The 20,407-nt window shown below is 62.3% G+C and carries 25 protein-coding genes; 9 read left to right on the forward strand and 16 right to left on the reverse strand.

Annotated elements, in window-relative coordinates:
• Positions 1-38 precede the first annotated feature (38 nt).
• From ACGYLY_RS02625 to ACGYLY_RS02635, 3 genes are all read right to left on the reverse strand, one after another.
• Positions 39-983: a metal-dependent hydrolase gene (locus ACGYLY_RS02625; protein WP_395283117.1), complete on the reverse strand. Its 945-nt coding sequence runs from the start codon at positions 981-983 to the stop codon at positions 39-41.
• Positions 984-1,060: 77 nt separating this feature from the next.
• The gene (locus ACGYLY_RS02630; protein ID WP_395283116.1) at positions 1,061-1,744 is read right to left on the reverse strand and encodes a hypothetical protein; all 684 of its coding nucleotides are present in this window, start codon (positions 1,742-1,744) and stop codon (positions 1,061-1,063) included.
• 176 nt (positions 1,745-1,920) lie between these two features.
• The gene (locus ACGYLY_RS02635; protein ID WP_395283115.1) at positions 1,921-2,637 is read right to left on the reverse strand and encodes a four-helix bundle copper-binding protein; all 717 of its coding nucleotides are present in this window, start codon (positions 2,635-2,637) and stop codon (positions 1,921-1,923) included.
• Between the two features lie 192 nt (positions 2,638-2,829).
• On the opposite strand from ACGYLY_RS02635, the gene ACGYLY_RS02640 reads away from it, so the two are divergent.
• Both ACGYLY_RS02640 and ACGYLY_RS02645 read left to right on the forward strand, forming a co-directional pair.
• Entirely contained in the window at positions 2,830-4,014 is a 1,185-nt protein-coding gene (locus tag ACGYLY_RS02640; protein WP_395283114.1) for a pyridoxal-phosphate-dependent aminotransferase family protein, read from the forward strand.
• Positions 4,015-4,294: 280 nt separating this feature from the next.
• The gene (locus ACGYLY_RS02645; RefSeq protein WP_395283113.1) at positions 4,295-5,476 is read left to right on the forward strand and encodes an ABC transporter substrate-binding protein; all 1,182 of its coding nucleotides are present in this window, start codon (positions 4,295-4,297) and stop codon (positions 5,474-5,476) included.
• A 5-nt stretch (positions 5,477-5,481) separates the two neighbouring features.
• On the opposite strand, the gene ACGYLY_RS02650 is transcribed toward ACGYLY_RS02645, so the two are convergent.
• Entirely contained in the window at positions 5,482-6,333 is an 852-nt protein-coding gene (locus tag ACGYLY_RS02650; protein WP_395283112.1) for a formate/nitrite transporter family protein, read from the reverse strand.
• A gap of 210 nt (positions 6,334-6,543) precedes the next feature.
• Here ACGYLY_RS02650 and ACGYLY_RS02655 point away from each other — a divergent pair, with 210 nt between their 5' ends.
• Positions 6,544-7,080: a rhomboid family intramembrane serine protease gene (locus ACGYLY_RS02655; protein WP_395283111.1), complete on the forward strand. Its 537-nt coding sequence runs from the start codon at positions 6,544-6,546 to the stop codon at positions 7,078-7,080.
• 10 nt (positions 7,081-7,090) lie between these two features.
• Here the strand turns inward: ACGYLY_RS02655 and hisD are convergent, their stop codons facing one another.
• The 5 genes from hisD to ACGYLY_RS02680 form a co-directional block, all read right to left on the reverse strand.
• On the reverse strand, positions 7,091-8,362 hold the full coding sequence (hisD, locus tag ACGYLY_RS02660) for a histidinol dehydrogenase (protein WP_395283110.1): 1,272 nt from the start codon (positions 8,360-8,362) through the stop codon (positions 7,091-7,093).
• 92 nt (positions 8,363-8,454) lie between these two features.
• On the reverse strand, positions 8,455-8,892 hold the full coding sequence (locus tag ACGYLY_RS02665; protein ID WP_395283109.1) for a hypothetical protein: 438 nt from the start codon (positions 8,890-8,892) through the stop codon (positions 8,455-8,457).
• A 105-nt stretch (positions 8,893-8,997) separates the two neighbouring features.
• Positions 8,998-9,348 (reverse strand): hypothetical protein, encoded by a 351-nt coding sequence (locus ACGYLY_RS02670; protein WP_395283108.1) that lies wholly within the window; start codon positions 9,346-9,348, stop codon positions 8,998-9,000.
• Positions 9,341-10,324 (reverse strand): alpha/beta hydrolase family esterase, encoded by a 984-nt coding sequence (locus tag ACGYLY_RS02675; protein WP_395283107.1) that lies wholly within the window; start codon positions 10,322-10,324, stop codon positions 9,341-9,343. The genes ACGYLY_RS02670 and ACGYLY_RS02675 overlap by 8 nt, the downstream gene beginning before the upstream one ends.
• A gap of 75 nt (positions 10,325-10,399) precedes the next feature.
• Positions 10,400-11,617 (reverse strand): glycoside hydrolase family 18 protein, encoded by a 1,218-nt coding sequence (locus ACGYLY_RS02680; protein ID WP_395283106.1) that lies wholly within the window; start codon positions 11,615-11,617, stop codon positions 10,400-10,402.
• 226 nt (positions 11,618-11,843) lie between these two features.
• Between ACGYLY_RS02680 and ACGYLY_RS02685 the strand changes: the two genes are divergently transcribed.
• Positions 11,844-12,194, forward strand: coding sequence for a VOC family protein (locus tag ACGYLY_RS02685; protein ID WP_395283105.1), 351 nt, complete (start codon positions 11,844-11,846; stop codon positions 12,192-12,194).
• A gap of 27 nt (positions 12,195-12,221) precedes the next feature.
• Here the strand turns inward: ACGYLY_RS02685 and ACGYLY_RS02690 are convergent, their stop codons facing one another.
• Entirely contained in the window at positions 12,222-12,728 is a 507-nt protein-coding gene (locus ACGYLY_RS02690; RefSeq protein ID WP_395283104.1) for a hypothetical protein, read from the reverse strand.
• Between the two features lie 95 nt (positions 12,729-12,823).
• On the opposite strand from ACGYLY_RS02690, the gene ACGYLY_RS02695 reads away from it, so the two are divergent.
• From ACGYLY_RS02695 to ACGYLY_RS02705, 3 genes are all read left to right on the forward strand, one after another.
• Positions 12,824-13,156: an iron transporter gene (locus ACGYLY_RS02695; RefSeq protein WP_395283103.1), complete on the forward strand. Its 333-nt coding sequence runs from the start codon at positions 12,824-12,826 to the stop codon at positions 13,154-13,156.
• A gap of 138 nt (positions 13,157-13,294) precedes the next feature.
• Positions 13,295-13,570: a hypothetical protein gene (locus ACGYLY_RS02700; RefSeq protein WP_231182647.1), complete on the forward strand. Its 276-nt coding sequence runs from the start codon at positions 13,295-13,297 to the stop codon at positions 13,568-13,570.
• The gene (locus tag ACGYLY_RS02705) at positions 13,567-13,992 is read left to right on the forward strand and encodes a type II toxin-antitoxin system VapC family toxin (RefSeq protein WP_395283102.1); all 426 of its coding nucleotides are present in this window, start codon (positions 13,567-13,569) and stop codon (positions 13,990-13,992) included. Before ACGYLY_RS02700 ends, ACGYLY_RS02705 begins: the two co-directional genes overlap by 4 nt.
• Positions 13,993-14,159: 167 nt before the next feature.
• On the opposite strand, the gene ACGYLY_RS02710 is transcribed toward ACGYLY_RS02705, so the two are convergent.
• From ACGYLY_RS02710 to ACGYLY_RS02720, 3 genes are all read right to left on the reverse strand, one after another.
• A complete protein-coding gene (locus ACGYLY_RS02710; protein ID WP_395283101.1) occupies positions 14,160-14,411 on the reverse strand; it encodes a type II toxin-antitoxin system HicA family toxin in 252 nt (83 codons plus the stop codon).
• A 3-nt stretch (positions 14,412-14,414) separates the two neighbouring features.
• Positions 14,415-14,684: a type II toxin-antitoxin system HicB family antitoxin gene (locus ACGYLY_RS02715; protein ID WP_395283100.1), complete on the reverse strand. Its 270-nt coding sequence runs from the start codon at positions 14,682-14,684 to the stop codon at positions 14,415-14,417.
• Positions 14,685-15,477: 793 nt separating this feature from the next.
• A complete protein-coding gene (locus ACGYLY_RS02720; RefSeq protein ID WP_395283099.1) occupies positions 15,478-16,845 on the reverse strand; it encodes an NAD(P)/FAD-dependent oxidoreductase in 1,368 nt (455 codons plus the stop codon).
• A 107-nt stretch (positions 16,846-16,952) separates the two neighbouring features.
• Between ACGYLY_RS02720 and ACGYLY_RS02725 the strand changes: the two genes are divergently transcribed.
• Together ACGYLY_RS02725 and ACGYLY_RS02730 are read left to right on the forward strand one after the other, a co-directional pair.
• The gene (locus tag ACGYLY_RS02725; RefSeq protein ID WP_395283098.1) at positions 16,953-17,732 is read left to right on the forward strand and encodes an enoyl-CoA hydratase/isomerase family protein; all 780 of its coding nucleotides are present in this window, start codon (positions 16,953-16,955) and stop codon (positions 17,730-17,732) included.
• Positions 17,733-17,825: 93 nt separating this feature from the next.
• Positions 17,826-19,028, forward strand: a complete 1,203-nt coding sequence (locus ACGYLY_RS02730) for an amidohydrolase (RefSeq protein ID WP_395284168.1) — start codon at positions 17,826-17,828, stop codon at positions 19,026-19,028.
• A gap of 72 nt (positions 19,029-19,100) precedes the next feature.
• Here ACGYLY_RS02730 and ACGYLY_RS02735 read toward each other — a convergent pair whose 3' ends face one another.
• The 3 genes from ACGYLY_RS02735 to ACGYLY_RS02745 all read right to left on the reverse strand — a co-directional run bounded on the left by ACGYLY_RS02735 (position 19,101) and on the right by ACGYLY_RS02745 (position 20,403).
• On the reverse strand, positions 19,101-19,283 hold the full coding sequence (locus ACGYLY_RS02735) for a hypothetical protein (protein ID WP_395283097.1): 183 nt from the start codon (positions 19,281-19,283) through the stop codon (positions 19,101-19,103).
• A 104-nt stretch (positions 19,284-19,387) separates the two neighbouring features.
• Positions 19,388-19,543, reverse strand: a complete 156-nt coding sequence (locus ACGYLY_RS02740; RefSeq protein ID WP_395283096.1) for a hypothetical protein — start codon at positions 19,541-19,543, stop codon at positions 19,388-19,390.
• Complete coding sequence (locus ACGYLY_RS02745; protein WP_395283095.1) at positions 19,540-20,403, reverse strand: MBL fold metallo-hydrolase; 864 nt, start codon at positions 20,401-20,403, stop codon at positions 19,540-19,542. The genes ACGYLY_RS02740 and ACGYLY_RS02745 overlap by 4 nt, the downstream gene beginning before the upstream one ends.
• Positions 20,404-20,407 lie beyond the last annotated feature (4 nt).

The following is a 20,407-nucleotide window of genomic DNA, read 5'->3' on the forward strand; positions in this document are numbered from 1 at the left end:
TAACGCAACCGCCGAGAAGCTATCGACGAATGTGAAAATCAGGAGAAAGCGTACATCCCGGCGTACGCGATGACCGCGAGCGTTACCGCGGCCATGCCGGTACACATCCATGCGGTGGGGCTCCGAACGGGACGGAACGGGCGTTCGGGGTGGAGTTGCGGCCCGACGCCGATGGCACCGACCGCGAGTACGGAAAACACGAACTGGTAGGACACCGAGAGCGTCGGTGCGGGAATCACCAGCGCGGCCAAGGCGTAGCCGACGCCGAGCGCGGCACGCGGGTGGACGTGTTCACGCAACTCCCGCCGAGCGTTCCCGGCACGGAGACTGAAGTAGACGACGGCGGCGAACCACGCGAGTCCCAGTTCCAAACCGAAGATGGCGAGGAGGTTCAGCGTCGGGTCGGAGAGAAGGGCGAGTCGTGAATGAAGCAGCGTCACGTCGAACGGGTAGAAAAACCGCGGCGGCGACCCCGTGAACACGTCACCGAAGGGGTGTGATGCGAGGCCGAAGACGGCGGCGAGCAACAACGCCCGCGGCCCGAGGTCGGTGTTCGAGTCGGCGATGAGCGCGGCGACCGTTCCGACGACGACGAAGACGAGCATGACACCCGCGCCGAGGAGGCCGCTCGTTCCGAGGGCGACCCAGACGAGCACCGCCAGGAGTCCGGCAGAAACCATCTTGCGCGGCCAATTCCCCGTGGCCAAGACGAACGCGGGGCCGGCGACGGCGGCGACGACGAGCGAGTGGGTTACGGCACGATGGACGAGTTGTGAACTCCCCCAAAACGCGGCCGTCATGTGCCACACACCGCCGAACCCGGCCTGTGCGAGACCAATGACCGCGTAGGTCATATCGACGTCCGGTATCGTAGCGAAGACGCCCGCGACGACCCCGAACGCGAGCGCGCGCTCCGCGGACCAAAATCGCTGGGCGACGAGCGCCGCCACCCCGAAGGCGAGCAGCGCGTGGCCGACCATCATGGAACTCCTCTTCGCGTTCGGTCCTCATAAACTTCGTCCCAGCGATATGCTGACTCGTGTCGTCCGAGTCGGTACGTCTACTGGACGCCGACGCCCTGGTGTCGTGCCGTCTCGATTCCCTTCGAGAGCGACTCGATGGCCCGGTCGAGTACCTGAACGGTATCCATCACGGGCGGATACCGGTACTGACCCAACTCCTCCCGAGCGTCGAGGAAGGTGTTCAGCATCACTTCGCCCACGTCGATGCGGCGGTACGGGTTGCGCGACATCAGTTGGACGCCGAGGTGCGCGATGTCGGCGACGTCCCGACACGTCCTCGCGCACGTTCCCAACTCCGGGCCGCGTTCGACGCACTGGTCCGCACACCACTCGGCCGTGGTTTCGAGACGCTGGAAGTCCGCCAACACCAACATCACGTCGCTCGAAAGGTGGTCTTCGAACTTCGGCTTGGCACCGACTTCCTCCTCCGTCCGTCCGACTTGAGGTTGTTGACCCATCGACTGCTGTCCGCCGACCTGCTGTCGTTCCTGCGTTCCCCCTCGCTGACTCATCGGCTGTTGCATCCCCTGTCCCCGCATCGACGGTTGCTCACCGATTTGCTGCCCGCCCATCGGCGACTGTCCGCCGACTTTCCGTCCCGTTCGTGGCTGCTGGTCCATCCCCTGCCGTGACTGTGGCGTTCGTCGTCCGTGGGTTTCCTGTCCAGTTTCGGCTTCCCGTCCGAACGATCGCTCTCGCGGTTGCTGATACCGTTGTGTCATGGTTCTTCTCCGCTCCTCGCTGGAGCAGGTGCCCTTCGCTCGTCGTCGGCATAAACGAGGCAGACCGTTCGAACGGAAACCGTAGGAGCGTTCGGATGAAAGACGTAGCCGATGCCGGATATGGGTCGTTTCGGTGCGAGAACGGTCTCTTACGACGTGCGGAAAAAGTTCGGCGGTTAGAACTGCGATTGCTGACCGGGAATCCCTTGCTGGGTTCCTCCCTGCTGCATCGTCGTCCCCTGCTCCATCGTCTGCAGTTGGTCGAGCAATCGGTAGGTAGAACCGACGGCCCGGGAAAGAACCGACGCACATTCCTGACAGTGCGGGTTCTGGTGTCGCATACACTCGCTCGCACATTCCTCGGCCGCGTTGGCGAACACTTCCGCGAGTTCCGGCCCGAAGACCGAATCTCGGGCGATGAGTTTCGCGTTCAGCGTTCCGAGATCGGAGACGTCCCGACAGAGCCGAATGCATTCGGCCATCTGCGGGCCCTCATCGATGCACTTGTCGGCACACCAATCACAGACCTTCGCGGCCTTCTCGAAGTCTTCGAGCGCGACGCGCATCTCGCCCGGCAACTGGTCGTCGAACTGGCCGCCCGGTTGTGTCAGTTGCTGGCCGCCAGTTTGGCCCATTCCTTGGCCACCGGTCTGGCCTTGTTGGCCACCGATCTGGCCTTGTTGGCCGATCTCTTGTCGGCCCATCTGCTGGCCGGTTCCCTGCTGGCCGTACTCCATCCCTTGTTGGCCGTACTCCTGTTGAGACTCCCGTCGGCCGCCGTGCGGAATTCCGCCCTGCTGGCCGACGTTCGTCTGCCCGTAGCCCTGTGATTGGCCGTACTGGTCGCCTCCGATTCCCGCCTGCGAGTGCTGCATGGGTCCCTGTTGTGTCATTGTATTCCTCCACCCAGCACCGTGCTGGGGTATCCCGTCTTACACCCATAACCCGAATAAACCGGACCGACCGTTTCGACCGTTTAAAAACCGTTCGCCCCGAGAAACGCCGCGTTGTGCGAATCAACGATCCGTTGGACGTCGAATGCCGAGACGACGGGATTTTTGTCACCCCGAGTGCTACGGCCACGCATGGAAAACCCCACGGTAGGCGAGTTGACACCGCCCGACAGAACCCTGATGGGTCCCGGCCCGAGCGAAGTGCATCCTCGCGTCCTCCGAGCGATGAGTACGCCGTTGGTCGGCCATTTAGACCCGTCGTTCATCGAGGTCATGAACGAGGTTCAAGACCTCCTCCGATACGCGTTCAGAACGGAGAATCAATGGACCATTCCCGTCTCCGGAACTGGCTCCGCCTCCATGGAGGCCGCTATCGGCAATCTGGTGGAACCCGGCGACACGATGTTGGTTCCGACTAACGGCTACTTCGGCGGTCGAATGGAGTCGATGGCGAAGCGAGCGGGCGGGGACGTCGTCCACGTCGATGCACCGTGGGGCGAACCGCTCGACCCCGCCGACGTGCAGGCCGCCTTCGAGGAACACCGACCGGACGTCTTCGGATTTATTCACGCGGAGACGAGCACCGGCGTGGTTCAACCGTCGGTTTCCGAACTGACGAGTATCGCCCACGACTACGACGCCTACGTTATCGCCGACTCGGTGACATCGCTCGGCGGCGTCGAGTTGAAGGTGGACGAGTGGGACATCGACGTGGCCTACTCCGGCCCACAGAAGTGCCTCTCGTGTCCGCCGGGAGCGAGTCCGTTGACGCTCAACGACCGCGCGATGGAGAAGGTGCTCTCCCGCGAGGAAGCCCCGCGTTCGTGGTATCTCGACCTCTCACTCCTCGAAGGGTATTGGGGCGACGACCGGGCGTATCACCACACGGCACCTATCACGAACGTCTACGCGCTCCGCGAGGCGCTTCGTCTCGTCAGCGAGGAGGGAATCGAAGCGCGCTGGGAGCGCCATCGAGAGGTGGCGGGCGCGCTCAAGGCGGGTGTCGAGGCGATGGGACTCGAAATGAACGCGCCGGAGGAGTACTGGCTTCCCAGCCTCAACGCCGTTCGCGTCCCCGAGGGCGTCACGGACACGGACATCACGAGCTATCTCCTCGACCAGTACGACCTCGAAATCGCCACCGGTCTCGGCGATTTGGACGGCGAAATCTTCCGCATCGGCTGTATGGGTTACTCCGCCCGCCCGGAAACCGTTTCGTATCTCGTGAGCGCGCTCGGCGATGCGCTCCGAGAGCACGGCGCGGACGTGGACGTGGAGGCCGGACTCGCGGCGACGAGCGACGCGCTCGGGCGATAGGCGGCGATTATCGGGGTTTCCGATGGTGCGACCGAAACGAAAATCCCGCCTCACGTCCGAACATGGGTATCTCTCCGTAGGATGTCGTCGGTGACGTCCTGCTCGAACTTTGTTGTGAGCAGATATGATCGAGTGCGAATATAATACAAATCATCTTCGCCGCCGAATCCCCCACTAATAAAACAAAAATCGTTCATAAACGATTTTGAATGCCGGCCGATATAATCTAGGCCGACCGAAATTTCGAAACTACTATATTGATTTAGGCGAGCCTAAAACCATGAACGGAAACGAAGGACGTACGCGACGTACGATCATCAAGAGTACAGGTGCGGTTCTCGGAGGAGGTCTCCTCGCCGGTTGTACCAGCGGTGGGGACTCGGAGTCTTCGCCGTCGGAAACGACGGGGACGTCGGAGGGAACCACGTCGAGTGAGTCCGCGACCACCGAGGAGTCGACGACGACGGACGGCCCGTACTCCGTCTCGATGGCTCCCGTCGGCGAAGTGGAGTTCGAGAGCGTCCCGAAGAAGTGGGTCGCCAACAACGGTAGTTGGGCCGATATGGGCATCGCGCTCGGCCTCGAACCGCCGAAAGCCGTCTGGCTCACCGGCCGGTACCACACGCAGTACTACGACGCCATCGACGGCCTCTCGGTCGACAAAAGCGACATGGTGTCGCTGTATCAGGACGGAGTGAGCAAGGAGTTGTTCTATCAACTCGACGCCGACGTCCACGTGATGGACCCCAACTTCCTGATGAACCGATTCAAGGGCTGGAAACAGGAGGACGTAGACGAACTCACGCAGAACATCGCGCCGCTGTTCGGCAACTGCATCTACGCACAGCACTACACGTGGCACGACAGCTACCGATACTACACCCTCATGGAGGGCTTCGAAAGGCTGTCGAAGGTGTTCAAGCGACACGACCGCTACGAGGCGTTCGCGGACCTCCACGCCGACTTCCAGTCCAACGTCTCCGGCGTCGTTCCCAAGAAAAGCGAGCGTCCGTCGGCCGCCGTCGTCTGGGGCGTCGGCGACGAGCCGACGAAGTACTATCCCTACATCATCGGGAAGGGAACCGGGTTCAAACACCTGAACGACCTCGGGGTCTCCGACGCGCTCGCGAATACCGACGTCAAGGACTTCCACGGAAGCCGCGGTGCCATCGACCTCGAAACGCTGCTGAAAGTGGATCCGGAAGTCCTCCTGCTTCGCGGCTACGAGGACAAGACCCGGAAGGAGTTCAAGAACTCGGTCATCGACTTCCTCCAAAACGACAACACGGCCAGCAAACTCACCGCCGTCGAGAACGGCGACGTGTATCGCGCGGGCGGCCTGTACCAAGGCCCCATCACGAACCTCGTCCTCACCCAACGAACCGCCAAACTGCTGTACGGCGTCGATAAACAACTATACGACAGCAAGCGCGTCGTGGACATCGTCAACGGCGACTTCTGATCTCCTCACTCCGATTCGACCGGGTTCGGCGCGGTTTCCATCTCCTCTTCGTCCGTGTTCCGCGTGACGTGGCCGTATTTCAGGAGCGCGACGAAGAACACCCCGCCGACTGCGTTCCCGATGGTCGCCGCGAGGAGGAACCGTCCGTAGTCGAACGCGGTGATTTCGGGCGAGAGGAACAGTCCCATCAGCACTTCCACGTTTCCGGCGATGGAGTGTGGCAGGTGGGCGAGGCCGATGGCCGTCGTGACGATCCAGATTATCAACACCCTGCTGACGGTGTCCCGTGCGGCGGTGACGAGCCACGACAGCAATCCCATGAGCCAGCCCGCGAAGACGCCGCTCCCGACGAGAATCCAGAAGTCGTGTTTGACCAGCGTCTTCGCGATTTCGGTGAACGCCGCCGCGTGCGCGATGCCGAGTTGGGGTGCTATCGTGACGGCGAACGCGGCGAAGAGCGCGCCGCCGAGGACGTTCGCCGCGAAAACGACGACCCACAACCGCCCGAGCGACGTGAGGGACGCTCGCTTGTCGAGGACGGGGAGCACCGCGAGCGTCGTGTGTTCGGTGAACAGTTCCGACCGGCCGAGAATCACGAAGATGAACCCGATGGAGTACATGTTCGCCATGAGCAGTTCCGTGGCCGGTTTCGGGAGGGACCCGCTCATCAATCCGGTCATCACCGCCATGAGCAACGGCCCGAAGCCGATGTCCAATCCCGCCGAGAGCCCGGACAGAAAGAGACCGCTCGCCGGACGCTGTAGCTCCGCGAGGCCGATGTTTATCTGTTCGACGAGGATGTTCTCGTACGATTTCAATCCGTCCGTTTGACCGTCGGAGGATGTGGAAGGGACCATGAGATGAAGCTGTGTCCCCCGAAAGGGGTAACGGACAAAAGCGATTGTGGCCACTCCGTGCCTACCCGTCAAATGTCGGTCTGTTTCGCCCGTTCGTCGAGCACCATCCATTCGAAGACCGACAGCGGGCGGACGATTTCGGTCCGTCGTCGCCACCCTATTTACCCCGGCCCTTCGTAGGCGTCATCCATCGTGTCGAATCGACGGTCCATGTCGGACGCCTCCCTCCCGGTCGTAACCATCGTCGTCCTCGTAATCACGGTCTTCGTGACCGCTCTGCACGCGGTCGTTCCCGGACTGCTTCCCGCACTCCGACGGAACCCGGACGCCCTTTCGACGGACGAATGGTGGCGGCTTTTCACCCCGCTGTTCGTCCAAGCCGATCCGTGGTGGGCGACGCTCTCCGTGTTCGTCGGCATCTTCGTCGTCGGCGTCGCAGTCGAGCGAACCTACGGTCACCGCGACTGGTTAGCGCTGTACTTCGGCGGCGGGGTCGTCGGAGAACTCGCCGGATACGCGTGGCAACCCCACGGGTCGGGCGCCTCGGTTGCGGGTGCGGGACTGCTCGGTGGCCTCTCCGTGTGGCTCCTGTGGCGTGGAAACTCGGTGCCGCTCGGCGTTCGGGTCTGGGGTCCGATCTGGCTAGCGGTCGGCGTCCTCCTCACCCTCCTGCACGACATTCACGGACCACCGCTTCTCTTCGGAGCGTGTCTCGGCGCTATGCTACTGTGGCGGGAACGGAACTGATTTCGATGCGTTACTTCTCGAATCGCTTCCGGACGCTTTCCGCGTGGGCGTCCAAGCCTTCGGATTCCGCCAGCGTGGTAATCGTCTCCGCGATGGAGTCGAGCGCGTCCCCGTCCAACCGCTGAACGGTGGTCGAGCGGAGGAACGTATCGACCGACAGGCCGCCCGTGATTTTCGCCAATCCCGTGGTCGGCAGGACGTGGTTCGTCCCGGAGGCGTAATCGCCCGCCGCGACGGGCGTGTACGGACCGAGGAAGACGCTCCCGGCGCTGTCGATGCGCGAGAGGAGGTCCTCGTCGTCCTCGGCCTGAATCGACAGGTGTTCCGCCGCGTACTCCTCGGCGAAGAGGAGTGCTTCGCTCATCGACCGGGCGACGAACACCCCGCTGGCGTCGTTGTCGAGCGCCGCCCGGATCACGTCCTCGCGTTCGCGTTCACCCGCCTGCTTTTCGATTTCCTCCGCGACGACCTCGGCGAACTCCCCGTCGTCCGTCACCGCGACGGACGAGGCGTTCTCGTCGTGTTCCGCCTGCGCGACGACGTCGCTGGCGACGAACGCCGGGTCGGCCGATTCGTCGGCCAGAACGAGCAGTTCGCTCGGCCCGGCGAGGAAATCGATAGCTACGTCGCCCTGCACCTCCGCTTTCGCCGCCGTGACCCACTTGTTGCCGGGGCCGACGACCTTCTGCACGCGGTCTATCTGCTCGGTTCCGTAGGCCATCGCGGCGATCGCCTGTGCGCCGCCGACGCGGTACACGCGGTCCGCTCCCGCGGCGTGAATCGCGGCCAGTGTGATGTCGTTCTGCGGTTCGCCGGGCGGCGTGGCGACGGCGACCTGTTCCACGCCGGTCACCTTCGCCGGGATGACGCCCATCAGCGCGCTGGAGGGGTACGCCGCGGTCCCGCCGGGTGCGTACACCCCGACGCGCTCGATGGGACGGAATCGGCGTCCGAGTTCGCGCCCGTCGAAGTCCGCTCGCCAGTCCTCGGGCAGTTGCGCCTCGTGGAACTCGCGGACGTTCGCCGCCGCATCCTCGATGGCCTCGCGCACCTCGTCGTCTATCTCCTCGTAGGCGCGCTCGGCGTCGTCCGTGATGTCGATGTTGCCCACCTCCACGCCGTCGAATTCGCGGCAGAAATTCCGGACCGCGACGTCGCCTTCCTCTCGAACTCGGTCGATGATGTCGCGCACGTCGCTCCGCACGCCCTCGATTCCGGCGTCGCGGTCGAACAGCGCCCGCCGCTCGTCCGGCCCGAGGTCGGCTATCGGCTTCGGATTCATGCTCGGGGTTTCGAAGCGCGCGGAAAAACACGTTGCGCTCTCGGCCGATGTTCCCTCGGTAGAAAACGAGATCCGCGGACGTCTCGCGGCTATCAGGTACGCACGCTCTTCGTGACTTCCCGGATGCCGACCCCGAAGGCGAACGCTCCCACCCCGACGATGGCGGCACCGGCGGCGAAATAGACGAAGAGCAGCGTCGGCGGTGAGTCGGTGACGAACACGTTCGCGCTCACGAGGATGGCGGCCGCGAGTCCGTAGCCGAGCGCGATTGCGAGCGTGATCAACACGCTGACGACGAGCCCGTCGTTGAGATACGCGTTGCCTATCGCACCGGCGAGCGCTATCGCGCCGATTCCGTAGAGAAGCGCCGCTCGGACCGATTCCGTGTACCAATCGAACGCGAAACCGGCGACTGCAAAGAGGCAGAGGACCGCGGCGACCCCCAGGCAGACGATTCCAGCGAGCGTGATGAACCGCCGGGATACGTGCCGACTTCGACCGAAGAGCAACGGCTTCGAGGGAACTGTCATCGTAGACACGTCGATTTCGGACGAAATAGGTTTTGTGTCGGCCGATTTCCCCGGTAGAGAACCGAACCCGACGAACGACGACAGTTGCGCCGTCACCGCTCCTCGTCAACACGAACTGACGGCTTCGTAGTAGCCCTCGGAAGTTTCCTTCCGCGTGCTGGTGGAGGCCGGGAAGTAGAGGTAGTCGTTCGAGCCGACGGCGTAGTAGGTGCCCGTCGAGGTGTCCCGATAGGCGCGGCCTGCATCCGCGTGTTCGTAGTTATAGCCCGTGCCATAGTCGTCGGAAAAGCTGTCCCCGAGCGTGACGGACACGGAATCGGTTCCCGTCTCTCCGTCGCGCCGTCGTCGGTGCCGGTTAGCGTGGCCGTATACGTGCCGGACGACGCGTAATCGTGGGTTACGGTCGCGGCGACGGACTTCAGGAGCGTGCGCCGCTTCAGGTTCCTGCTCACTCATCCTTCGTGTAATCCGAGACGAACTCCCAGATGATCCGGCTGGCGTCCGGACCTCCCGGCGCGGTGAACTCGCCGCCCGAAGCGCCACCGGACCACGCGTGGTCCATGCCGTCCACCTGCCAGTACTCGACGAGCGAGTCTCCGGACTCGTCGTGATATTCGGCGACGGAGTAGTCCAAACTCGGTCCCTGACCGCTGTACGTGCTGTCCGCGGTCGTGTCCACGTCGCCGTCGTTCGCCCCGTCCGGGGCGAGGTCGTTGGTCTGAATCGCCTGTATCTTCGCCTGTTCGCCGTTTATCGGATAAACGGTGGTGTCGGCCGTGCCGTGGAGGACGATGGTCGGCAGGTCGCTCGTGGTGCCGTAGGATTTCATCGCGTCGTAGGCGTCGATGCCCTTCTCGTAGGGGTCCGGACCGCCGTAACTCATGGCCGCCGTCCCGCCCGTCGCGGTGTCCGCGGCGTCGTACTCCAAGCCCGAGTGAATCCCGCCCGCCGCGTAGATATCGGCGTACTCAGCGAGGAGGTTCGGGACCATCGCCGCGCCCGCCGAAAGTCCGGCGACGTAGACGCGTTCGGGGTCGCAGTTCTCGGCGTCGATGGTCGTTTCCGTCATTCCGGCGATGACGGCCGCCTCGCCGTAGCCCCGGGTCGTGTTCGCGTCGTAAAACCAGTTCCAGCACCGGGCCGCGTTCCGCGCGTCGTACTGGTCGGGATAGATGACGACGAACCCATCCCGGTCGGTCACGTCGTTCATCCGCGTTTCCCGCCGGAACTGGTCCGCGCTCTGTGAACAGCCGTGGAGCATCACCACGAGCGGGGGATTCGACCCCGCCGAGTCCGGAACGTACTTCCAGTAGTCGAAGCCGTCGTAGTAGTGGTTCGTGTAGCTACCCGCCGCCGCCGCGGTTCCCAGTACGCCCGCCGTCGCGAGCGTTCCACCCACGGAACGAAGGAGCGTTCGCCTGTCAGTTTTCATGCTATGACGTACCAATTCGGTCGAACAAAATCTAATACTAGGTTAATATGTAAATATAGATCGAAGAGGTCGAAATTATCGATGATGCGAGCAGCGGAGTGCGGCGTGAATCGCGCTGATGAGCGTGTTGCTCGGGTCGTGGGAGAGTTCCCAACACATCATTCCGCCGAAATCGTTGTCCCGGACGTAGCGCGACTTCTCCATGACCGAGTGCCTGTCGTCGTACGTGACGAAGACGTCGTCCGCCTCGGAGTACAGCCACGGGACGCGCGCGTCGTGATGCCAGTGATACTCGTACTGCGATTTCGCCTTGAGCTGCCGGATGTCGTCGTACGACTTGGTGTCCGCGCCGTCGAACGGTTGAAAGAGGCCCTCGTTCTCGCTTCCGACGTTCTCGAAGGCGAAGCCGTAAAACGGCGTGCCGAGGACGAGTTTGTCCCGCGCAATCGGCTGGTCGGCCCAGTACCGCATCGCGTGGTCCACCGTCAGGAGCCGTTGCCAGTACGTCGGGTCCTCGTAGGGCGCGTACAGCGGCGCGTTGAAGTTCGTCGCGGAACTCCAACTCCCGTAGAAGTTGTAGTTCATCACGTTGACGAAGTCCAGGTAGTCGGCGATTTTCCCCACTTCCAGCGGGTCGATGTTCGACGGAATCGGCGCCGCCGCCATGCTGAGTTCGTAGCGCTGGCCGTCGGCCTCCCCCGCTTCGTCCAGCTTTCCGCGAAGCTCTTCCAACAGCAACGTGAAGTTCTCCGGATCGTCCTCCCGAACCGACCCGTCGGGATACTCCCAGTCGATGTCGATGCCGTCGAAGTTGTACCGTCGGAGCTGTTCGACGGCCGTTCGCGCGAACCGCTCGCGGGCGTCGGCGCTCGCGGCGACGGCGGACATGTTGCTCCCGAAGTCGGCGATGGAGAGCATGAACGACGTGCGATGCTGCTCGTGCGTTATCGTCTCGAACTCCGAGAGCACCTCGGGAGCCGAATCCCCGGTGACGGCGAGTTTGACCTCGCCGTTGGCCTCCGTTTCGAGGAAGGCGTAATTCAGGTGCGTCAGCTTGTGGTACGGCACGTCGTGGGGCGTGTAGTCGTCCGCCCACGACGGATAGTAGCCGACGATTCGTTTGCCGGGTCGCCGTCCGTGATGATGGTGGCCGTCCCCTCGCCCGTGATGGTGGTGTCCACGGCGACCCCGTTCGCTTGCTTCGGCCGTGTTTCCGAACAATGCCACCGTCGTCAGTGCGCCCGCGCCTCGAAGGTATCGCCGCCGTCCCACGCCGTTATTTTGGGATTTCACAGCCGTAGTAATAATTGAATGATAAATAAATACATACCCTAGTTTTGTAATTCCATCTCCATTTCGAAGGTCATATTCCGCGGTACCGCACGAGCAGCGGGCCGCGATTCGAATCATAGTCCGCGGAAACGGCCCGTAGGAATAAACCCGACTCGCCCCGTATATTCACGCGGATTCGGGCGAAAATCGGCGATCGAAGCCGACCACACGCCCGCGGATTTCAGCCATGAAACTGAACCACACGAACCTCACGGTGGCGGACGTCGAGGCAACGGCGGACTTCCTACAGGAGTATTTCGAGTTGGAAAAGCGGGGCGGAAGCCCGGCCATCACGATTCTCTCGGACGAAACCGGAACCGTCCTGACCCTGATGCAGGGGCGGGAAGGGGAGGAAATCGAATATCCGAGCAGTTTCCACATCGGTTTCTTCGTCGATAGCGAGTCGTCCGTGGACGAGAAGCACCGACAGTTGAAGGGGAACGGCTACGACGTGACGGATGTGAAAACCCGCCACAATACCTACGATTTCTACGTCGAAGCGCCGGGCGGGTTTTCCATCGAGTTCGGGACGAGATAACTCCCGCAGTCGGCCTTAGGAGGTGAATTAGGAGGTGAACTTCGAGCAGAATTTGCGGGTAAAAGTCGCGTCGATACGGTTCTCTCGAACGACGAAAACCGCGATTCCCGAGTTGTTCCGCTCGCCTTTCCACTGGAGCCGCGCTTCGAGGTTTTCCGTGGCGACGGTGATCGTCGGACGCTCCCCGTCGTCGATTATGTCCTCGGAAAGCCACCGGTCTTCGGCAGGGATCGATATTTCTCTCCGAGAGTCGTCGATCGTTAGCGTCGCTTCGATATCCGACTGCACGCCGTTGCCGATCTCGATATCCACCGAACTGTCGGGGTCGAACCACGGCTTTGGAGCGCCATCGGAATCGGGCACCGGCTGGCAATTTTTCCGTCGGTTCCGTTCTTTCTCATCGGTGCTAGACGGGGTGGGCGTCGGCGATCGTTTCCGCTCACCGGAGGGCCGACTCACACATCCCGCACCGGTTCCCGTGACGACTCCGCAAATCGTCCGGAGTACTGTTCTCCGTCCGAACGATTCGTCCATTGTGTAACCATATCCTTTTGGTGATATAAAACCGAGCGCTGTCAAACGAGGATCTCACTCATTCACAACGGTACGTCGAAAATTCGCCCTCGATTTTGACGGGGTGGAACACGACGGTAGAGAACTGTCACCTCGAGGTGGTCGTCGCCGACCGCGAGGACCACCGATTCGTTCCCTACTGCGGGGTTTCGGTCGTGCTCGAGCGCGACGGCGAACAGTTCGGTCCCTTCGACCTCTCGTTCCTGTGGCACCCGGGTGTGTACCACTACGGCGGGAACGTCACCGTGCCGACCGACGGAACCTACGATATGCACGTGACGATCGAACCGCCCGAGTTCCACCGCCACGACAAGCAGAACGGCGACCGGTACGGCGAAACGGTGGAGGTCACGTTCGAAGCGATCGATATCGAGACCGGACAGGACTGAGCTACAGAAATCGTCCGCCATTTGATCGTCCTGTGTCCGGAACACTACCGGGGAAGAACCTACTCGTAAAACGGAAGCGACCGGTCCGGGTGATATTTCGGTAGCAAACGTTATCAGTAGAAGATTCTACCGATAACTATGGCAACGTCGGTGAAGATGGACGACGACACTAAATCCCGTCTCGAACGGTTACAGGCCGAAATTCGGCTGAAAACGGGGAACAAAGTGACTCAGCAGGAGATATTAGCACGACTCGTCGAGAATGCCATCGAATCGAAATGGGATCTCGTAGATTCGTTCCGAGAAGAACGCGTTCCCGTCTCCCAAGCCGAACGAGAGACGTTTCACGGGGGAATGGTCTCGTCCGACGTCACCACATCCGAAGAAGACATCGACGATGTGCTGTACGGATGAGCGTCTTCGTCGACACCGGCGTCCTCTTTGCGCATCACGATACGGACGCAGAGCGCCACGAGCAAGCGGTTGCTGCGTTCGACGAACTGCTGGACGGTGCGTATGGACAACCGTACACCAGCGACTACGTGCTGGACGAGACGGTGACACTCACGAGAGTTCGAACGGACTCGTTCGAAGCCGCGGACACTGTTGCCAGTCGGATTCTCGGTGAGGACCCGTTCCCAAATGTTCTGGAACTGATCCACGTCGAACCTGACGAAGTGAGAGCTTCACTGGAGACGTTTCGCAGATACAACGACCAAAACCTCGGTTTCACGGACGCGACCAGTATTTGTCTGTGTGAGTCTCGCGGCATCGATGCGGTGTTGAGCTTCGACGACTTCAACGGCCTCATCGAGCGAGTCACACCGAATCGCTGAGTGAACACTACCGGTGTGAGGATGTACGCCCGGAACGCTACCGGACGAATTTCTACTAGTACTCGATAGAAGGGAACTGCGAGGAATTAGTGGAATATATGTCCAAAAGACTTTGGAGATGTGGGATTTGTTCGAAGACGCCAAAAATCGGCACGAATCATACACGGCTACGAGTTCCGGTCGAGCCACTCGCAGAACGCATCGAACTCCTTCGAACCTGCACTGTCTGCGATTTCGCGGAGCGTTCCCGTTCGGAGTTCGTCGTGTAACGGAACGGTAACACGTCGTCGATCGTCTTCATTCGTCGGATGTTCGTAATACAACTGTGCGTGGTCTCCGGTCGTTCGTCGCCACTCGAATCCACCGGCATTAACCAGTACTTTCACTACTTCCTGACCCGAAAACGTCCGTCTGCCCATCGATCATTCGAGTTCTTCCGGTGGTTCCTGCTCACCGGTCGTATTGTCGGCCGGATCGATGCCCATCTCACGGAGATCTTCTTCGGTTGGTTTGCTCCCAATCTCGTCGTTGTGGAGGGCAACCGCTTCGTCGAGGTTTTCCAGTGCATCCCTTCGGGACTCCCCCTGTGTCGTCACCCCTGTCTCGATATCCTTGGCAATCCACGAATCACCTTCGCGCCATAGTCGAATCTCGTCACTATGACTTCCCCTGTCTCTGCTCGAACTAGCCATTCTACCGATAGATAGCGGGGCACCTCGCATAAACGTTCGGCCAGTGGACGATGGACACGTGTCCAATTAGGTCCGCGAACGATTCGAGATCGACTGCGCACCTGTCACTACGGAGTAAATGTACGTCCGGAACACTACCGTCCGAGCTTCTACTAGTAGGGTTGGTCGATGGACAGAAGACAATCGTTCGGCAACCGAGCGATCCGAAGGTCCCGGTAGGTCGTCGGTTCACTAACTCGAACGAACGTGAGCGAGGCCGACGACTGAGCGGAACGAAGTGGAGTGAAGAAGGAGTGCTTTTGCAAGCGAGCGTAGCGAGCGCTGTAAAAGGTCGATGTACGCCCGGAACACTAACATCCAGCCTCATCCCTTGGCGGCGTGCCGTGTCGGCTGGCAAACCCTCGTGCCGGGCGAGCGATAGAATCGCCAACTTTTGACGGCTGAACCGTCGAAGCGGGTCGCGTCAGTAACTGCGACCGACTTCCGAACCAGCGGTCCCTGGCTCACGGTGGTGATTTTGGAGTTCACCAACTCGTACTGTCGCACACCCGGGTTCTCCGCGCGGTCATCGCTCCCGAAGTGGGAGTACTACGGCGGGGACTAAGGTGCGCACGAAACAGTAGACGGACGGCGGATAAGGGCCTTCCGGGTTCGAGGGGAGTGGTAGGAGGACGAAACGAAGCGCAAACGAGAGAAGAAGGAAACGGGAGAGAAGAGATGAAAACGGGAGAGGAACCGAGAAGACGAAAAGAGAAGAAAGAAGCGAGAAGACGAAAAGAGCAGGGATGAACGGTCAGTAGACGTAGTCGGATTCCGCGACTTGCACGTAGCCCTTCCGATAGCCGAATTTGGCCTTCTTGTAGCGGGCGACGAGTTTCGCGCCGCGGACACCGGAGGAGAAACTCGATCGGTTCAGGCCCTTGCCGTCCTCGCCGAGGAGGTTATCCACCATGGAAAACGTCCTGTCCCAGTCATCCGGGCCGTACTCCGCGACGATATCGGCGAACGCGATGTTGCGCAGGAGTTCTTGGCCGATGGCGTCCTTCCACTCGGCGTTGTACGATTCGATGTCGTCGGTCGCGGCGAGTTCGCCGGCGATCTTCCCCGACCGAACCGCGACGTGGTAGCCGCCCTCGTGGAACGCGCTGGTCGTACCCATCGCGCCGCCGGCGACGGCGATGCCCGCTTCGACGGGCGAATCGATGGGCCGCGTCGAGGAGATGGGGTAGGTTTCGGTACCCTTCGACTTGCCGCGGTCCTCCACGAGCGGGAAGTCCGTCTCGATGTCGTACTCGTCGCCGTACTCGCGTTCGAGGAGGCGGCGGATGAACTCCCCGGCGCGGGGGAGGCCCTCGTCGTCGGAGCGGAGGAGGGCGTACGATTCGGGGTCGTCCACGTCGTCCAACGTCATCCCGATGGGCATCGTGAGGCCGACGCGAGCCACCGTGCCGTCGTTCGGAAAGACCCACGGGTAGGCCGTCTCGCCGGGGATGACGCCCCACCAGAACTTGAGCAGGGACTTCTCGAAGACCTCCTCGGGGAACTCGCGGTACTCCTGATACGCGATGTGGTTCGCCGTGGGTGGGCTGAGGTAGTCGCTCACGGAACTGCCCTCGGGCATGAACTGGTCGAGCGTTCCGAGCGTGACCCGCCGCTGTGGCCCGTCGGCGAGAATGAGGTATTTCGCCTTGATGTCTTCGCCGTCGGCGAGTCGGAGGGTATGGCGGTACTCCGCGTCGAGGTCGGTTTCGGCGCGTTTGACGCCGACGCCGACGCGGTACTCCGTTCCCGCGTCCTCGACGCGCTCCCGCAACCAGTCGTCCATTCTGGCGCGATTGAACGTAAAGCCCATCTCCGGGTACGACGAGTCGATACCGGTACCGCGGAGGGTCGCGGACTCGTTCGGGCCGAGGAAGTCCACGCCGTCGAGTTCCTGCAGGATGACGTGGTCGGGAATCTCCCGATAGTCCTCGTCCATGATGTCCACCCAGTAGTCGAGCATCCCGGCGGCGTCGGTCGAATCCGGGCCGAGGAACTCGCGGTCCTCGCGCGGGACGCCCTGTTCAAGGACGACGGCGCTCGCGCCGTGCGTTCCGGCCCGTTCTCCGGCCGCCATCCCAGCGGGACCCCCGCCCACGATCGCAACGTCGAATCGCTCCATGTTCCTACGCTACTCAAGGAGGGATACTAAATTCTTAACCTTCCGCCGTGGGAATCTGTTCCGCCCCGTCGCGGTATCGTTTTGTCGGTCCCGTCCGCAGGAATCGTATGGCAGCGTTCGAACATCTCGACGTGGAGCGAACCGACGACGTGGCGTACGTGACGATGGCCCGCCCGGAAACGCACAACGCGATGGACGCCGCGATGGCGTCCGAACTGCGCACGGTCACGGCCGACCTGTACGAGGACGATTCGCGGTGTATCGTGCTCACCGGAACCGACGGCGTGTTCAACACCGGCGCGGACCTGTCCGTCCTCTCGGGCGACGCGAGTGACGGCAGGGCGCTCAGGAGCATCGCCTCCTCGCTCCACCGCGCCATCGAAAACCTCTCGCGTGCGCCGAAACCCGTCGTCACCGGCGTCAACGGCGTCGCGGCCGGAGGCGGATTCGGCCTCGCGTTGGCGGGCGACATCGTCCTCCTCGCCGAGGACGCTCGGATGGAGTTCGCCTACCCGCGCGTCGGGTTGACGGGCGATGGCGGGTCGACGTTCTTCCTCCCGAAACTCGTCGGCCTACGGCGGGCCAAGGAAATCGCCCTGTTGGACGACCCGATTTCCCCGGCGAAGGCCGTCGATATGGGACTCGCGACGGAAGTCGCTCCCGACTTCGACGACAGGTTGACCGAACTGGCCGCAAAACTCGCGGACGGGCCGACGAAGGCCTACGGCGCGACGAAGCGCCTGTTCAACCGCAGTCCCGGCCGCGACCTCTCGGCGCAGATGGCCGCCGAAACCGACTCCATCGCCAAAATGACCACGACGGAGGATTACGAGCGCGGACTGGAGTGCTTCTTCGGCGACGAGGACCCCCAGTTCGAAGGGAAGTAGCTGTCTCCCGCACGAATCGGTTCCCCACTCGGACCACGACGACCGATGCTTCGAACCGAAATGCTCATCCTCCCGCTCGAAAACGGTTGTGCCATGCAGGCAATTACCAATGGTGAGGTTCACACCGTCGCCGATGCGGGCGTCATCGAGGGCGGAACCGTGCTGTTCGAGGACGGCGAAATCGTGGCCGTCGGCGCGGCGGACGAGGTGGACGTTCCGGACGACACGGCGGTCATCGACGCGGGCGGAAAGCCGGTGACGCCGGGCCTCGTCGAGGCGCACAGCCACGCCGGGATGGGCGAGTGGGGCGAACCCGAGGACGGCGACGTGAACGAACTCTCCGACCCGGTGACGCCACACGTCAACGCACTGGACGGTTTCCACCCCCGTGACGAGCAACTGCGCCACGCCTATCAGGGCGGGGTGACGACAGTCAGCGCCCGGATGGGGAGCGCGAACGTGGTCGGCGGCATCATCTGCTCGATGAAGACCTACGGAACCATCGCCGACGAGATGCTGATTCAGGAGGACGGGATGAAGGCCGCGATGGGCGAGAACCCGAAGCGGTTCCACGGCGACCAGAAGGACCGCGAACCCACGACCCGTCCCGGCATCGCGGCGACCCTCCGACAGGCGCTCATGGACGCCGAGGATTACGTCGCTCGGCGCGCGAAAGCGCGGGAGGACGGCGACCCCTTCGACCGCGACTTGGGTATGGAAAACCTCGCCCGCGTCGTGGAGGGCGACCTCCCGCTTCGCGTGCACGCCCACCGCGCCGACGACATCGCTACCGTGTTTCGCATCGCGGACGAGTTCGAAATCTCCGACCTCTCCATCGAACACGCAACCGAGGGCCACGCCATCGCGGAAGAGTTCGCGAAGCGTGACGTGCCCGCAATCGTCGGCCCGTCGCTGTACTCCGGCGCGAAGTACGAACTCTCGAACATTACCTTCGAGACGGCCGGAATCCTCCACGACGCGGGCGTCACGGTCGCCATCCAGACCGATGCCCCCGTCCTCCCGCAGGAGCATCTGGACGTGTGTGTGGGACTGGCGATTCGCGAAGGCCTGCCGAAGGAATCCGCCCTTCGAACCGTCACGCGCAACCCGGCCGAGATTTTGGGTATCGAGGACCGCGTCGGAACGCTGGAGGAGGGAACGGACGCGGACGTGGTCGTCTGGGACGGCGAACCGTTCGATATCGCGTCCGACGCCGAACACGTCTTCGTGGACGGGATTCACGCCTATGACTCGGACCGCGATGACCGAGACCCGCGCGACGAGTACGCGTGGTGAGCAAGTAGAAGGGAGATTTCGGAGTTTCTCGCACGAGTAGCGTCGCAGTGTGAGGATGACGGACGATCGTGTTCAGTCGTCGTATCCCTCGAAATACGCCATCTTACGGTAGTATCGATACGCAACGACCGCCAGCACGAGAACGACGATGCCGGCGAGGACGGGGCTGTTCAGTACGAATCCGCTGAGCAGTATCAGAACCAAGAGAACGCCTCCGACGATAGCATTCCACTTGAGATACGTCCCTAAATCCATGCCAGCTCTAGTTGAAGAAACTACAAATACTTTCTTCGTGCTGATTACCGCTGGCGCTTCCGGAGACGCTGGCCGTCGTTTCTCGATGACTACGAATACAGACGTCACACGACCGCATCGCAGCGGCCACACCCTCCCCAACCGACTCCCTCCCCCGCTTCGCTCCGTCGGTCGTCCCTCGCACGGCTCACCGAGACGGTTCGGCCGACCGCTGGTCTCACCGTCTCGTCAGCGCGCGCCACGCTGACCGTCCGTCTCACACGGACAGGTCCATCCCGTCGTAGCCGAACCGAAGATCGAGGTCCTCGTACTCGCGTTCCAGTTCGCGGAAGTCGTCGTGGCTTCGCTGAAACAGTTCCTCTATTTCGGTGAGCACCGTCCGCTCTGCTCCCACTTCCCGAACCTGCTCGACGGTCTCCTCGAACGTGATTTCCAGTTCCGTCTCCTCCGCCCAGAGGTCGTCGGTGAAAATCGGGTTCCCCCGCGGGTCGGCGCGGAACAGGCCGCACTCCCGAATCCACAGGTCGATGTCGTCCGGGAGGCGGGCGGTGTCGAGGAACTTCGTCTCGTCCGGCGTGACGAGCGTCTTCGACTCGCCATCGTCGAACAGGAAGCCGAAGATGAGGGTTCCCTCGCCGGGCTCGATTTCCCATCCGAAACAGGTGACGTCGACGCCGCCGAGGGCGAGCGTTTCGCCGTCGTTCAGGAACTCGAACTCGGCGACGCCCCAGTTTTCGTACTCGGCGAGGACGCCGTGCGCCCGCTCGAACAGTTCGTAGGTGTTCTCGCTCACGACGATGGTCGGCGGGTCGGATTTTTCCCAGTCGCTCTTCGGGTAGCCCTCGCGGCCGAGCGCCTGTACGACCCGCAAACCTCGGACGTGGTCGCTGTGGTGGTGTGAAACGAAGACGTACTCCACGTCGGGGATTTCCTCGCGGTTCAGCATCCCCCACACGGCTTCCGGGGCGTCCACGAGCGCGTCGGCGTCGTGGACGAACGTGGCGTTGCCCGCCCGCGAGTACGGAACGCCCTTCTCCCGCGCTTCGCAGCACACCCGACAGTCGCACGTGGGCATCGGCGTCGGGAAGTTCCCGCCTGACCCGAGCAGCGTTAGCTCCATGGCG

The organism is Haladaptatus sp. CMAA 1909 (assembly GCF_043952005.1).
Lineage (GTDB): Archaea > Halobacteriota > Halobacteria > Halobacteriales > Haladaptataceae > Haladaptatus.

What these genes read in the sequence shown, in the direction of transcription:
- ACGYLY_RS02730 (WP_395284168.1), top strand. Translation starts at nt 17,826, where the DNA reads ATGCAGGCAATTACCAATGGTGAGGTTCACACCGTCGCCGATGCGGGC.
- ACGYLY_RS02645 (WP_395283113.1), top strand. Translation starts at nt 4,295, where the DNA reads ATGAACGGAAACGAAGGACGTACGCGACGTACGATCATCAAGAGTACA.
- ACGYLY_RS02720 (WP_395283099.1), bottom strand. Translation starts at nt 16,845, where the DNA reads ATGGAGCGATTCGACGTTGCGATCGTGGGCGGGGGTCCCGCTGGGATG.
- ACGYLY_RS02655 (WP_395283111.1), top strand. Translation starts at nt 6,544, where the DNA reads ATGTCGGACGCCTCCCTCCCGGTCGTAACCATCGTCGTCCTCGTAATC.
- ACGYLY_RS02650 (WP_395283112.1), bottom strand. Translation starts at nt 6,333, where the DNA reads ATGGTCCCTTCCACATCCTCCGACGGTCAAACGGACGGATTGAAATCG.
- ACGYLY_RS02700 (WP_231182647.1), top strand. Translation starts at nt 13,295, where the DNA reads ATGGCAACGTCGGTGAAGATGGACGACGACACTAAATCCCGTCTCGAA.
- ACGYLY_RS02745 (WP_395283095.1), bottom strand. Translation starts at nt 20,403, where the DNA reads ATGGAGCTAACGCTGCTCGGGTCAGGCGGGAACTTCCCGACGCCGATG.
- ACGYLY_RS02725 (WP_395283098.1), top strand. Translation starts at nt 16,953, where the DNA reads ATGGCAGCGTTCGAACATCTCGACGTGGAGCGAACCGACGACGTGGCG.
- ACGYLY_RS02710 (WP_395283101.1), bottom strand. Translation starts at nt 14,411, where the DNA reads ATGGGCAGACGGACGTTTTCGGGTCAGGAAGTAGTGAAAGTACTGGTT.
- ACGYLY_RS02690 (WP_395283104.1), bottom strand. Translation starts at nt 12,728, where the DNA reads ATGGACGAATCGTTCGGACGGAGAACAGTACTCCGGACGATTTGCGGA.
- ACGYLY_RS02705 (WP_395283102.1), top strand. Translation starts at nt 13,567, where the DNA reads ATGAGCGTCTTCGTCGACACCGGCGTCCTCTTTGCGCATCACGATACG.
- ACGYLY_RS02675 (WP_395283107.1), bottom strand. Translation starts at nt 10,324, where the DNA reads ATGAAAACTGACAGGCGAACGCTCCTTCGTTCCGTGGGTGGAACGCTC.
- ACGYLY_RS02735 (WP_395283097.1), bottom strand. Translation starts at nt 19,283, where the DNA reads ATGGATTTAGGGACGTATCTCAAGTGGAATGCTATCGTCGGAGGCGTT.
- ACGYLY_RS02670 (WP_395283108.1), bottom strand. Translation starts at nt 9,348, where the DNA reads ATGAGTGAGCAGGAACCTGAAGCGGCGCACGCTCCTGAAGTCCGTCGC.
- hisD (WP_395283110.1), bottom strand. Translation starts at nt 8,362, where the DNA reads ATGAATCCGAAGCCGATAGCCGACCTCGGGCCGGACGAGCGGCGGGCG.
- ACGYLY_RS02630 (WP_395283116.1), bottom strand. Translation starts at nt 1,744, where the DNA reads ATGACACAACGGTATCAGCAACCGCGAGAGCGATCGTTCGGACGGGAA.
- ACGYLY_RS02715 (WP_395283100.1), bottom strand. Translation starts at nt 14,684, where the DNA reads ATGGCTAGTTCGAGCAGAGACAGGGGAAGTCATAGTGACGAGATTCGA.
- ACGYLY_RS02665 (WP_395283109.1), bottom strand. Translation starts at nt 8,892, where the DNA reads ATGACAGTTCCCTCGAAGCCGTTGCTCTTCGGTCGAAGTCGGCACGTA.
- ACGYLY_RS02635 (WP_395283115.1), bottom strand. Translation starts at nt 2,637, where the DNA reads ATGACACAACAGGGACCCATGCAGCACTCGCAGGCGGGAATCGGAGGC.
- ACGYLY_RS02685 (WP_395283105.1), top strand. Translation starts at nt 11,844, where the DNA reads ATGAAACTGAACCACACGAACCTCACGGTGGCGGACGTCGAGGCAACG.
- ACGYLY_RS02640 (WP_395283114.1), top strand. Translation starts at nt 2,830, where the DNA reads ATGGAAAACCCCACGGTAGGCGAGTTGACACCGCCCGACAGAACCCTG.
- ACGYLY_RS02625 (WP_395283117.1), bottom strand. Translation starts at nt 983, where the DNA reads ATGATGGTCGGCCACGCGCTGCTCGCCTTCGGGGTGGCGGCGCTCGTC.